This window comes from Paenibacillus sp. FSL H8-0259, assembly GCF_037963255.1.
GTDB classification, from domain to species: domain Bacteria; phylum Bacillota; class Bacilli; order Paenibacillales; family Paenibacillaceae; genus Paenibacillus_AQ; species Paenibacillus_AQ phytohabitans.
Map to the genome: position 1 here is coordinate 1,952,387 of NZ_CP150147.1, position 13,651 is coordinate 1,966,037.

At 51.4% G+C, this 13,651-nt stretch carries 11 protein-coding genes; all 11 read left to right on the top strand.

From position 1 onward, the window contains the following. Positions 1-6: 6 nt before the first annotated feature. The 11 genes from NSU01_RS08370 (at position 7) to NSU01_RS08420 (ending at position 13,573) form a co-directional block, all read left to right on the top strand. Complete coding sequence (locus NSU01_RS08370) at positions 7-882, top strand: hypothetical protein (RefSeq protein ID WP_076242516.1); 876 nt, start codon at positions 7-9, stop codon at positions 880-882. Positions 883-1,127: 245 nt separating this feature from the next. Further along, positions 1,128-2,471, top strand: a complete 1,344-nt coding sequence (locus tag NSU01_RS08375; protein ID WP_076242517.1) for an extracellular solute-binding protein — start codon at positions 1,128-1,130, stop codon at positions 2,469-2,471. Between the two features lie 206 nt (positions 2,472-2,677). Then, positions 2,678-3,640, top strand: a complete 963-nt coding sequence (locus NSU01_RS08380) for a sugar ABC transporter permease (protein WP_042134739.1) — start codon at positions 2,678-2,680, stop codon at positions 3,638-3,640. Further along, on the top strand, positions 3,637-4,482 hold the full coding sequence (locus NSU01_RS08385) for a carbohydrate ABC transporter permease (RefSeq protein WP_042134741.1): 846 nt from the start codon (positions 3,637-3,639) through the stop codon (positions 4,480-4,482). The genes NSU01_RS08380 and NSU01_RS08385 overlap by 4 nt, the downstream gene beginning before the upstream one ends. A 101-nt stretch (positions 4,483-4,583) precedes the next feature. Then, positions 4,584-6,338 carry a sensor histidine kinase gene (locus NSU01_RS08390; RefSeq protein WP_076242518.1) on the top strand — a complete coding sequence of 585 codons (1,755 nt, stop codon included), beginning with the start codon at positions 4,584-4,586 and terminating at the stop codon, positions 6,336-6,338. A 95-nt stretch (positions 6,339-6,433) separates the two neighbouring features. Continuing rightward, a complete protein-coding gene (locus NSU01_RS08395) occupies positions 6,434-8,038 on the top strand; it encodes a response regulator (RefSeq protein ID WP_076242519.1) in 1,605 nt (534 codons plus the stop codon). A 46-nt stretch (positions 8,039-8,084) separates the two neighbouring features. Next, complete coding sequence (locus tag NSU01_RS08400; RefSeq protein ID WP_076242520.1) at positions 8,085-9,188, top strand: Gfo/Idh/MocA family oxidoreductase; 1,104 nt, start codon at positions 8,085-8,087, stop codon at positions 9,186-9,188. Positions 9,189-9,204: 16 nt separating this feature from the next. Further along, positions 9,205-10,287 (top strand): Gfo/Idh/MocA family oxidoreductase, encoded by a 1,083-nt coding sequence (locus tag NSU01_RS08405; protein WP_076242521.1) that lies wholly within the window; start codon positions 9,205-9,207, stop codon positions 10,285-10,287. Between the two features lie 326 nt (positions 10,288-10,613). Beyond that, positions 10,614-11,018 carry a DUF4073 domain-containing protein gene (locus tag NSU01_RS08410; protein WP_081969883.1) on the top strand — a complete coding sequence of 135 codons (405 nt, stop codon included), beginning with the start codon at positions 10,614-10,616 and terminating at the stop codon, positions 11,016-11,018. A 422-nt stretch (positions 11,019-11,440) separates the two neighbouring features. Then, the gene (locus NSU01_RS08415) at positions 11,441-12,643 is read left to right on the top strand and encodes an S-layer homology domain-containing protein (protein ID WP_076242522.1); all 1,203 of its coding nucleotides are present in this window, start codon (positions 11,441-11,443) and stop codon (positions 12,641-12,643) included. Between the two features lie 249 nt (positions 12,644-12,892). Then, positions 12,893-13,573, top strand: a complete 681-nt coding sequence (locus tag NSU01_RS08420) for a hypothetical protein (protein WP_076242523.1) — start codon at positions 12,893-12,895, stop codon at positions 13,571-13,573. Positions 13,574-13,651 lie beyond the last annotated feature (78 nt).

Sequence of the window (13,651 nt, forward strand, 5' to 3'; positions counted from 1 at the left end):
ATCTTAATGAATTACAGAAAAACAATCATGGCTATGACGAGTGCAGCGCTGTTGCTGGGTATAGGGTACGGGGCTTCCGGACAGGCATTTGCTGACCCTTCCAGGCTTCAATCTGCAGCAGCTTTGCCTGCCATCCAGGCGGACACTAAATATATGGCGCAAGTCAGTCAGGAGGAAGCCAAGGCGAAAGCGGAGCAGGAGCTGAGGAAATTCAAGAGTCTCCTGGACCAGCAGAAGAAAGCGTTAAGTGGTACTTATCAGCCTGGAGAGATCAGGTATGTGTACATTAATGACAAGGAATACCAAGCCAGTCCCAGCAGCTCGCCCTATGCGAGTAACTCTTATTCGCTTATATTCAGAAATTATGATGAATACACCAAGAAGAATGCAGCCGGCAAGACCGCAATGCCACTAGAGCTGAAAGAGCTCCCGCATGGCTACAACTTTACTCTGGCAAGAATTGCCCCCTATCAAACATCTTCCGAACAGAAGAAGATGTTCAACCAGGTGATTGCTGAAGGGAAGGCATCCGGCAAGAAAATATATGTTAAGAAGCTGCAGGAGAAGCGTATTTCCATAGAGCTAATCTATACGATGACCGCTCCGGTCAATGGAATAACAGGGGTCCTCGCTATCAGAGCCGAGCCCGCAGGGGCTGCAGGGAAGGCGGTTGAATCGGAGCCGGTACAGCCGCAGTCGGAGAAGCTGAAAGTCGATGGGCAAGAGGTGATATATACCGCTAACGATAAGCAGGAGCACAAGTCGGTGGTATGGATGAATGCAAAAACACATGTCAATTATATTCTCCGGGAAGACCGCGGGCATCTGAACAAGGAGGAACTGCTGGCTTTGGCGGGACAGGTTATGGAGGCATCGAAATAGCCGCAGGCTCTGCTTGCTTGACAATCACCCGCTCCGCTACGTGAAGACCTGCCGGATAGCACCTTCAAAATTGCCCCCTATCTCTAGGATGGGGGACAGCCTTGGAGGTTTTTTTGTGTGCACGCAGACTTCATTTCCGGGAGATTTTATAATAATTCGTGCATTGCTCTTATATGAACTTCAAATCCTAATTGTTACTATAACAATGTAGTAAGAGAATACAGATTTATACAGGAGGGTTAAAGATGTTGAAATGGAAGCGTTCTCTTTCGGTGTTGGCCATGACAGCTATATTGGGTACACTGGCTGCCTGCGGCGGCGGAGGGAATGGAGCAAACAATGCAGGAGCTTCTACTGCGGCACCTGCCAGTACTGATGCTGCGGCAACTACAGCTCCTAGCAGCGGTAGTGGTGAACCTGTCAAACTCCGGATTATGTGGTGGGGCTCCCAGCCGCGCCACGAGGCAACCTTGGCTGCGCTGGACTTGTACACGAAGAATCATCCGAATGTAACGTTTGAGCCGGAGTATTCCGGGATGGACGGATATCTGGACAAATTATCTACCCAGGCTGCGGCCAATAACGCTCCGGATATCGTGCAGCTCGATCCGGGCTGGATGCCGGACTGGATGGCCCGCAAGCAACTCACTGAATTGGCGCCAGAGGTGGATGTCAGCAAATTCGATGAGAAGCTGCTGGCCGGCGGCCAGCTGGACGGCAAACAGTATGCCGTTCCGCTGGGCTCGGTAGCCTTCGGTATGGTTTATGATAAAGCCGCTATGGATAAGCTGGGGATTGCCAATCCGGCCAACGGCTGGACCTGGGATGATTTCTTTGCCTTAGCCAAGGAATCCCAAGCAAAGCTGCCGGACGGCCAGTATTTCACCCTGGACTATGCTGGGAACTACTTCATGTATTCGGCTTACCAATACGCCAGGGGGAAAGGGCAGGTTATCACGGATGAAGGTCATTTCAATGTGGATGAAGCCACGTACCTGGAATGGACCCGGAAATTTGAGGAGCTGCGTAAAGAAGGCCTGGTTCCTCCGGCGGATGTGAATGCATCCGATAAGGAGAATGATCCGCAAATGGACCTGCTGGCAGCAGGGAAAGTCCTGTTCCGGTACAGCTTCTCTAACAACCTGGGAACCTGGGACAGTATTAAACCGGGGGCTTACGCCCTTGTAACGATGCCGCGTGCCGAAGAAGCCGGAGGCTGGCTGAAGCCGTCCATGTTCCTGGCCGTTTCGAAGAATTCTAAGCATGCAGAAGAAGCCAAGAAATTCATCAACTGGTTCGTGAATGATCCGGAGGCAGCCCAAGTCACCCAAACCTTCCGCGGCCTGCCGGCCAATAAGGACAATGCCGCCCTTCTGGAAGCGAACATGAGTGAACTGGATAAAGTAGGGTTAGGACTCCTTCGTGCTACCGAGCCGGATGGCCAGACCTGGTCGGCCGGAGCCGGAGGCTGGACCAACTTCGTGGATAAAGACTGGGTGCTTGTCCGTGACCAGCTCAGCTTCGGGAAATCCACGCCGGAGGAAGCTTATAAGCAGCTTAAGGAAGCAGCGCAATCCTACGAGAAATAGAAGGATTATTGATAGCATAAGGCATATAAATTCTATAGTTGAACGAAAAGCCCGGGACAGCCCTGTCCCGGGCTTTATTCCGGACTATTTTGTTCCCTGGAATTACCGTTATATTTTGAAAGAATTCGAGCATTCCCCTCATTTAGCCGGGTGTGGGCCAATTATATACTTGAGTTATCCAAATTGACCACGAGAGGTGATCACAGATGAACCGTTCCACAACGACTTTAGCCGAAGCGGCTCCATTGCCGAAAAAAAGCTCCTACTTTCGCAGCAGATGGAACGCTCCGCTTGCGGGCTATTTGTTTATTGCGCCCTGGCTGATCGGGTTTCTGGCGCTGACGGCGTATCCGTTATTCTTATCGCTGTACTATTCGTTTACCGACTACACTTTGATGCAGCCGATGCAATGGATCGGGTCCCGCAATTATGAGCGGATATTTACAGCGGACCCGAAATTTATACAATCTGCCAAAGTAACCGTCATGTATGTGCTTGCATCTGTGCCCCTGAAGCTGGCAGCCGCTCTATTCGTTGCCATGATTCTCAGCAAAGCAGTGAGAGGAATTAGTGCTTACCGTACGGCTATCTATTTTCCGTCGCTTATCGGCGGCAGCATCGGAGTTTCCCTGCTCTGGCGTAACATTTTCGGGGTAGAAGGGATTTTTAACAAGCTGATTGCTGTGTTTGGAATAGAGGGTAAAAGCTGGATTACCAATCCCGACACAGCTCTTGGCACATTGATTCTACTGACCGTCTGGCAATTCGGCTCCACCATGGTAATCTTTCTGGCAGGACTGAAGCAGATCCCGAATGATCTTTACGAGGCGTCCTCGGTTGACGGGGCCAGCAAGAGAACGCAATTCTTCAGAATCACCCTGCCGATGCTGTCACCGATCCTCTACTTCAATCTTATCATGGCTGTTATTGGCGCCTTCCAGATGTTCACTTCCGCTTTTGTGATTACGAACGGAGGGCCGATGAACTCCACCTATGTCTATGCAATGTATCTGTATGAGAGGGCCTTCAGCCGTTACGAGCTGGGTTACGCTTCCGCACTGGCCTGGATCATGCTGGTCGCCATCGTTGCTGCAACCGTCCTGATCTCCTACACCTCGAAGTATTGGGTATTCTATGAAACAGACACTGGAGGGAAACAACGTAAATGACAACATTGAAATGGAAGCCGGCAATCCGTCATCTGTTCATGATTCTCTTCAGCTTCGTCATGGTCTATCCGATTGTCTGGTGGATTGGAGCATCGCTGAAAGACAGCACCGAGCTTGGCTCACCGGGGATCTTCCCGGCGGTCCCGCATTGGGACAACTTCACCAAGGGCTGGAATTCGGTTCCCGGCCATACCTTTACGGACTTTTATCTCAACACCTTCGGGCTTGAAATTGCTGTGATTATCGCAACCCTGTTATCCTGCACGCTGGTTGCCTTCGGTTTCGCGAGACTGGATTTTCCGCTGAAGAATTTCTGGTTCTCCATTCTGATGCTGACCCTGATGATGCCCGGACAGGTGCTGATCATCCCGCAATATGCCTTGTTTTATCAGCTGGGCTGGGTCAATACGTATTTACCGTTTATCATTCCCCATCTGCTGGCGGGCGGGGCGGGCGGGAGCTTCTTCGTCTTCCTGCTGATCCAGTTCATCCGCGGGGTTCCAAGAGAGCTTGATGAATCAGCCAAAATCGACGGATGCTCCTGGTTCGGCATCTTCTGGAGAGTCGTTATGCCGCTGGCTTTCCCGGCGATTGTTACGGTGACCATCTTCTGCTTCCTGTGGAACTGGGATGATTTCCTGGGCCATCTCCTCTACATCAACACGGTGGATAAGTATACAGTAGGCCTTGCGCTGCGCATGATCAACGATTCCCAATCCGCGGCGGAGTGGGGCCAGCTGCTTGCTATGTCGCTTGTATCCATTCTACCGGCTACTATTGTCTTCATGTTCCTGCAGAAGTATTTCGTAGACGGGATTGCGACAACAGGAATAAAGGGATAAGATGTAAAAAAACATCCGTCACATAACGGTAAAGCGCCCGAGCCTCATTCGCAGCTTTACCGTTTCTTTCGTGTGAACCGGAAGTGAAGGAAGGTAAGGACTTGACCAATCCTTTTAAAAAATTCAGGATCGACCGCCTATTTTTCCACAGCTTTGCTATTGTGCTCATTCTAGTAATCGCAGTTACAGCTTGGACAAGCTACAGCAATTCATCCAAAGCCCTCGTGCAGACGACCTCCCATTACCAGCAGCGGCTGCTGGACGAACTGAATAATGAAATCACAACGCGGCTGGATATGATTGAGCAGATTTCACTGTCCAGCTCACGGGACAACGAACTGACCACTTTTCTCCGGAACAGGCAGGATGATTTCGAGCGCTACCGCAGGCGTGTAGGCGTAGAAAGTGCGCTCGCCAATCTGACCTATGCCATTCCTTTAATTCAGGGAATTGATCTGTATATGGATGAACCTATGCCGAGTGAGAGCCAAAGCTACATCCAGTTCCGGAATATTATTGATCTGGATAAGCAGGAATGGTCCAAGCGTCTGGTGAAAAGCGATTTCGCCTGGTCCGGGGAATATACCATTCCCAGCTTTCAGGGGGACGTCCCGGTGCTTAGCTTCGCCCGGAAAATCATGTATGAGAATGACTATCTGGGCGTGCTGGTCGTCCATATTAAGGCCAAGGAAATCCGGCAGCTGCTGACCGGCAATTCCTCCGGGTCAAACCGCATCATGGCCGACAGCGAAGGGAAGCAGATTCTGAGGATCGGGGAGACGCTCGAACAGAACGAGTGGTCTAAGTGGATCGATCTCAAGAGTAAGAAGTCGGGCTATGTGCATATTCCGGGCAAAGCAGGTTCCGGCAACACTCTGCTGGTCTATTCCCGAATGGATAACTCCATCTGGACGCTGATCGAGTTCACGTCATGGAAGCAGATTACGGCAAGCAGTCTGAAGCTCGCAGAGTGGATTGGCCTGATCGGTATCGCAGCGATCCTGCTGGTGCTGCTGCTGACTCACTATCTGAGTAAGCGATTTACCAAGCCGATCAAGCAGCTTGTAAGCGCTATGAAGATGTACTCTGTTGGAGGGCATAAAGAGGAGCTGCCCACAGATTATGAGAATGAATTCGGTTATTTATTCTCCGGCTACCGCAAGCAGAATGAGCGGATTGAGGAGCTGTATCTCTCGCTGGAACTGCGTTATGAGCAGCAGCGGAAAGCCGAGATTGAGGCGCTGCAGGCCAATATCAATCCCCATTTCCTCTATAATATGCTGGATCAGCTGAACTGGATGGCAATCGATGCCGGGCAGGAGGAGCTCAGCCGGATTCTGGAGCTGATGGGACAGATGTTCCGGATCGGCTTATCCAACGGGGCGAGCTTCATTAAGATCTCTGAAGAGCTGCTGCACATCCGGTGTTATCTCGAAATCCAGCAGCTCCGCTGGGGGGAAGGGCTGGAATACAAGATAGAGGCAGCCCCGGAGCTGCAGGATGTGTACATCCCGAAGCTTACCCTGCAGCCGTTCGTGGAGAATTCAATCGTACACGGCTTTAATAAGCAGAGCAGCGGTGTTGTATCTGTCTATATAGGCAGAGCGGAGGAGGCGCTGCAGATTATTATTGATGATAACGGAGCAGGCTTGAAGCAGCCGGAGGAGCGGCCGCGTAACCGCCATACCGGCGGCTATGGCATTCGCAATGTGCGGGAGAGAATTGCCGGATATTTCGGCAATGACTATGGGGTTACATTGAAGGAACGTGAAGAAGGCGGAACCAGAGTAGAGGTGAGTCTGCCTCTGCTTGCAGAGGCCCCGGGGCAGCGGATAAGCGAGCATAGAAAGAGCTAAGTGGAAGGCAGAAGTGGCAGCGCTTCCCTTGCTGTGCAGGGCAGATAACGTTGCAGCGGATAGTGATAGCAAGGAAACTTAAGGAGGCATAGACGATGTGGAAAATCGCCATTATTGATGATGAGCGCCAGGTCCTCCAGGGGATGAAGCGGGCGATCCCATGGGATGAGCTGGATGCAGAATGGGCCGGGGAAGCACTTAACGGGGAGGATGGCCTGGAGATGATCCGCGCAGCCTGTCCGGATATTGTGATCACCGATATCTATATGCCGGTGATGAGCGGCCTTACGATGATGGAGCATCTGAGGAAGGAAGGCTTCAAGGGCAAGATTATTATTTTGAGCGGATATTCAGACTTTGAGCATGCCAGGCAAGCACTCAGGCTTCAAGTAAGTGACTATGTCTCCAAGCCGATCAGTCTGCCGACGCTTAAGTCGATACTGGGCAAGATCATTGAGGAGCTGATCAAGGAGGAGGAGGAGCGGATCAGACAGGGGGAGCTTGAGCTGAAGATGCTGCTGTATGAGCCCTTTGTCGAGAAAGAATGGGTTCGTTCCGCAGCAGTCGGCACCTTGGACCCCTCTTACCGGAACAATACCCACCTGCCGCCTTCTTATCAGTATTGGCTGGAACGCAAGCATGCCACCATCGGTATTGAGCTGATCCGCGATGAGCGGGCCAGCTCCTTCTCTGTCTCCGACTGGAATCTGTTTCGCTTTGCCGTCAGCAATATTGCCTGTGAGGTTGCGCGCAGGTTTTTCACGGACATGGAATATACAGAGCTGAACAGCTATAGGGCATTATTAATTATTCATCCCGGGGAAGAATGTGCGGAGCAGCTGGAAGAGCTTGGAACCCGGCTGATCGATAGCATCAGCTCGTATCTGAGACTGGTAATACGTATCGGAATCGGAGGACTGAAGGAAACGTGGATGAAGATCCCCGAATCGACGGAAGAGGCCTTCCGTGCGATGGATCAGGGAGCCTTGCGGATGAATCCGGCTTATGAAGTGTATCAGTACCGGGAGAGCAGCAGCGGCGGGCAGGAGAGGGGGGCGTTGTTTCCGGTCAAGTTCTCCTATAAGCTGGCTGCTGCGATGAAGGCTACACAGGAAGCCGAAGCGCAGCAGCTTGTAAGCGAATATGTCACCGAGCTGCAGAAACAGCAAGGGGTCTCAGCCGGCTACGTGCAGATGCTTGGCAGTGAACTGTGGGGGATCATAACCTACTCGCTGTATGAATCGGGACTGGTGCTGGATGATCTGTTCACCAATGACCAGATTGCCAAAGAGATCGGCAATCTGGCAGTGCCCGACCAGCTGGCAGGCTGGTTGTCCGCCAAAATAACCGTGATCTGCGCCAGCCGGCAATGGAAAGGCAGCAGCAAACACAGGCAGGTTGTTGATTTCATGACCAGTTACATTCATGAGCACTATGCGGAAGAACTTACGCTGGCCGATCTGTCAGATAAGGTATACATCTCGCGGAATCATCTGTCCATTATATTCAAGAATATTACGGGTGAAACCTTCAACAATTACCTGACCCGGGTGCGGATTGAGAAAGCAAGAGAGCTGTTAATGGAACGGAAGATGCTGGTCTACGAAGTGGCGGAACGGGTAGGCTACAAAAACATCCCTTACTTCAGCACGCTGTTCAAGAAAATTACCGGCATGAACCCTACAGAGCTGATCAACTAAGTAAAGAGTAAATGTAACATTTGGAAATTCGGGAGCGTGAGAGATTATGATTCGCATAGCTATAATCGGTACGGGTTCAATAGCGGCTGTTCATCTGCAGGCCTTCACCATGTTTGCAGACCGCTGCACAGTAGTTGCGCTGGCGGACAACAAGGAAGAGCGGGCTAATGTGCTCCGGGACCGATTCCGGCTGGAGAGCAGGTTTGTACAGGATTACCGCGAATTGCTTAACGATGAGGAAGTGGATATGGTGTCCATCTGCACACCCCCTCATTCCCATGCGCAGATTGCTGCCGACTTCCTGCGGGCTGGCAAGCATGTGCTGGTGGAGAAGCCTATGGCACTGTCGCTTGAAGAGTGCGACTGCATGCTGGCGGCGGCAGCTGAATCGGACCGTATCCTGTCCGTCGTCGGACAGAACCGTTTCCTGGATTCCAATAGGAGATTGAAGGCTACACTGGACTCCGGAATATTGGGCAGGATTGTGCATGCCCAGGCGGATTCCTTCTGGTGGAGAGGGCAGAGCTACTATGATGTATGGTGGAGGGGAACCTGGGAGGCAGAAGGGGGAGGCTCTACGCTGGGCCATGGAGTACATCAAATGGATCTGCTGCTGTGGATGATCGGCATGCCGGAGACGGTTCAGGCAGTCATCCGGAATACTTCGCATGACAAGTCGCAGCTGGAGGATCTGTCAATCGCCATTCTGTCTTATCCGGGAGGCGGTTTGGCCCAGGTTACCAGCTCCATCGTTCATCACGGAGAAGAACAGCAGCTGGTATTTCAGGGGGAGAAGGCGCGTATCTCAGCACCCTGGAAGGTGTATGCCTCTACTTCGCGTGAAGATGGATTCCCGGAACGGAATACCGGGCTGGAGGAAGAGATCGGGCGGTATTGCAGCAGCATAGCCCCCCTGCAATATACGGGACATGCCGGACAAATGGACGATATGCTAAAGGCGATCGGGGACCCGGCGCGGCGTGTTCTGATTGACGGGCATGAAGGAAGGAAGACGCTTGAGCTGGTCACCGCCATCTATGAAGCCTCGATAACCGGGCGGCCGGTAACTCTTCCAATAACTAAGGACAGTATGCTGTATACGAGGGACGGTATTCTCGCCAATGCCCTGCGGTTCCCTCTCGGCAGCTGATAAGGGAGGTAAGATTATGACAGTGAAATTCAGCATTATCGGCGGAGCGGGCTTCCGCGCACAATATTTCCTCAGAATCGCCCGTTCCTTGCCGGAACGCTTTCAGATTAGCGGGCTTGTGGTAAGGGATGCTGCCAAAGGCAGAGCCATGGAAGAAGCATGGGGGGTTCAGACTTACCGTTCTCTTGAAGAGTTGCTTATGAGCGAAACCCCGGATTTCGTGCTTGTCTCGGTCAGCGGCCGGGCCTCTCTGGATTATTTGTACCGCCTGGCAGAGAGAGGCATCCCGGCGTTGACGGAGACGCCGCCTGCCGCAAGTCTGGAGGAGCTTGTGCAGCTGCACAAGGAACTGACTATGCACGGAGCGCGGGTTCAAGTAGCCGAGCAGTATCCTTATCATCCGGTGCAAGAGGCGCGGCTGTCGCTGATCCGTTCGGGCAGACTCGGACGGATCACGGAAACGACGGTGTCTGTTTCGCATATGTATCATGGAGCAAGCCTGATCCGCAGGATGCTTGGGCTCGGTTTCGAGGAAGCTAACATTAGAGCCATGCGGTTCGGGTCCCGCTGGGTTAACGGCCCTACCCGCAGCGGCCCTCCGGTTGAAGACAAGCTGATTCCTCTGCAAAGGGATCTGGCCTGGCTGGATTTCGGAGACCGGCTGGGGATTTACGACTTCACCAAGGATCAGCACCGCTCCTGGACGCGTTCGAATCACCTCTCCGTGCGCGGAGAACGGGGAGAAATCTTCGATAACCGTGTGCTGATCCAGCAGGATAACCTGGTTCCGCTTCAGCTGGAGCTGAAGCGCATTAACAAGGGGGAACAGGAGAATGCCGAAGGCTATTATCTTCAAGGGATAATCTGCGGGGAACAATGGCTCTACAACAATCCGTTCACCCCTGCAAGACTGTACGATGATGAGATCGCGATTGCGGCTTGCCTGGACAAGATGTCCGCCTATGCCACCGGAGGTTCCGGATTCTATGGACTGGACGAGGCTTCACAGGACGTGTACCTCGGGCTGATGATTGAGCAGGCAATACAGACCGGTGATACCGTGAGAACTGAGCGGCAGTGCTGGGCGGTTGAGAGATAACACGAGTTAACTTGATTCCACAAAGTCTGTATCAGCTAACCTATTCAATAAGAGATTTCCTTGCGCGGGTGTTGTAGCAATTTCCGCCCTGCGGGAATCTCTTCGTATTTTTAGGTCTGCCAGAGACTTCTGGTTGGCCTATTTTATTGTACTTTTGACACTGGTAAGATGCCTCTTTCTTAGCAAAGTGATTAAGACTAAAGAGTGAATCTGCGGTTAATCCAAAATTTTATATTAAATTTACAATTTTAAAGGAATAATTATCCAGAATAAGATATAATATGATCTGTGTTGTATTTCTCATTTAATAAGATGTGGAGGTTGAAATGATGAGGAGAACTGTCGATAAATGCATCCGTCTCTCTTTAATCGGAATCCTTATTGCGGGTGCAGCCAGTCTGGGTGTAAGTACTACGAAGGCCTATGCGGCGGATTATGCAGCGGATAACTTCACCCTGGCAGCAGGGAATAGCTCTGCCTTGTCCGTGACTCTGTTCGCTCAGCCGCCATGGCCGCCCAATGTAACTGCGGATGATGTTGCGAACACCATTACAGGTGCGAACGAGAAGATGGAGTATTCCACCGATGAGGGCTTGAATTGGACTGCCTATGATCCAGTCAACCCGCCGGTCTTCTACGGTGCGGTAAAGGTGCTGGTGCGGATAGCGGGAGACAGCGTGAATTACATTCCGGCAGGGTTCATCACAACGCTGACCTTTACGCCGGATTAATATCAGCTCCCCATCTAGTTCAACGTGAGACCCTCAAGTTCGACGCTCATTGGAACAGATTTCTGCGATACCGGAGCCATAAGGTGATAATGCTCTACCCAAAGAGATTGGCAGGCTTTATCGAGGCCACTGAAAAACTACCTTTTTTTCGAAAACACCAAAACTTTAGGGGATCAAATATGATTCCCGGAACGCGAAACGAACCTCAGAAGCGATTCTAGAGGCTCGTTTTTTTGACGTTTTTATAAAAAAGACTTTTTCAGTGGCCCCGGCTTTATCTGCTGATCTCTTTTTTTGCGGAGTAAGCAAGGATTTAGCCTTAGAAATTACTGCCTCAAGCACCATATCCCTAATCCGCAGCGGTTGCTATAATGTGGAAGCAGAGGATAAATTAAAATGTATTCACGAAAGGATAGATCAGATTGAGAACAATCAAACTGGTGGTTGCCGGACTGATTGCGGGTACGATTGCGGGTGCCGTCACACCGGATTATCCGGTTAGAGCGGATTCAGTGAGCTATGAGGAAACAGCGGATGACAATGACACGGGAGTCACCTCTCCTATTTTCCCGGATATTCAAGGTCATTGGTCGGAGCGGTGGGTACGCTGGGCGCTGGGGAATCAGTATATAACCGGTTATTCAGACCTGACTTTCCGGCCGGACCAGCCGATTACGGAAGCTGAATTTCTGAAGGTGTACTATCTCTCCTTCGGATATCCGAAGGCAACGATCTTTGGGGAAGAGTGGACCGCTGGACCTTATCGAATGGCGAAAAATTGGAAGCATCCCATCCCGGGTCTTCAGGACCCACAGGCACAAGCTGCGCCTATAACCAGACAGACAGCTGCGCAGTTCATAGCCTCTGCTCTGGGCAAGAACTATAGTGATAGGGATTCCATTATTTTTCTGCTTGGAAATCAGCTGCTTCCGCTTCCGGAAGAGCCTACTGTGGAGGGATTCAATGGGAATGCAACGTTAACCCGGGCAGAGGCGTTGGAGTGGATCAGGATGTTGAAGCTGAAAGGAAATATATTGAATCCCCGGCCGCAGGAGCTGTCAGACCGAGGGGGGCTACCCCCATTACCGGACAAGGGTACGGGAATAAAGGATTTCACAGCGGTACCTGTTACTGAGGCGGATTTCGGGATAGGTGATCCGGGCGGGAAGCTCATTATGGAATGGAGCAGCCCGAGGTCTCTGGTTGAACAATATTATGGAGCCTCCACCGGACAAGATGTGTTTAACAATGAGATGTATAAGGGTGTATTTGTCCATTATGATTCGTCAGGCAAGATGGATTCATGGTCGGTAAAAGCAGACGAAGACGCTGGGGAACCGGCTTTGACCGCTACCTTGCAGCATATCCGGCCCGGAGTAAGTACGCTGGAGGATGTACTGAAGGCGTATGGTACATATGCAGAAGTAAGCAACACATATGGAGTTATTCTAAGCTACACATTTGAGAATATGGACGGGGTGTTGATCCCGCGCCTGCTTCCAGGCGATAAGGTCAATTCCGATAGAGGATATGTCATGGCGTTTAGCTTCGATGAGGAGACGTTAAAAGTAACACATATGAAATTATCTACGCTCCAGCGGGCCATATACCCTGACGATAACTGATCAGCGATTCCGGCTGTTACCGGAGGCCAACGAGTTCATTGACGCGGGGAAGCAGCAAGAACTATAATCTATAAAACGGATGAAGCACATCCCGTACCCATGGATTTTTGGGTGCGGGATTTTTTGTGTGCATTACTCCGCCAGAAACTATAGGTTCTGGAGTCTACGCCGAGCAACCGGGCAATCAAAGAAGACAAGGCTCCTCTTTGCGGGGGGGGGCGGGGGATTTTGCAGAGGAGGAATAGAGGAATGGGGTTCGCTGAAGAGCATCACCAATGGCTGGAGTATCACAAGAAACGGAGAACCGGGGAACGTCTGGACCGGCTGGAACGGGGGCACCGGCATGGCGAGCAAATGTTTGTAGAGCGGGTGTGGTGGCCGATCTTTGGTAATATGGATGATCTTCACCCGGAGTATGAGGTTGCGGATTGGCGGGGAAGATCTTATTTTGTTGACTTTGTATGGAAGCCGGGTCAGGTTAAGGTAGCTATTGAGGTGAAAGGATACGGGCCGCATGTTCAGAACACAGACCGGACCAGATACCGCCAGGAACTTAATAGGGAAACATATCTGCAAATTGCCGGGTACCGTGTGGTTGCGATCCCTTACGATGATTTGGAGTCTGCACCGGAGCTGACAATCTCTCTGCTGAAAGCCTTACTTACTCCATGTTTGTTGAAAAATACGGATGAAGGAAGCCGGCAATATACGAGGATAGAGTTGGATATTCTGCGGATTGCCAGCCGTAAGAACGGGTTCCTCCGGCCAGTGGAGGTGGTGAACGAACTTGCGATTGATCAACGTACAGTAAAGAAATATATGAATTCTCTATGTGGAAAAGGTAAGTTTAAACCTGTGTTGGTGCAGGGGGGTAACAGAGTGTGCCGGTATGAGCTTATTCCATCTTTTATGGACATAGAGTTATGGTAGAGTACTAACGCTAGAGGGATAAATCCCACTAATGCCGCTCCAAGTGGGCGAAATGCTGAAATCAGAGGGATAAATCCC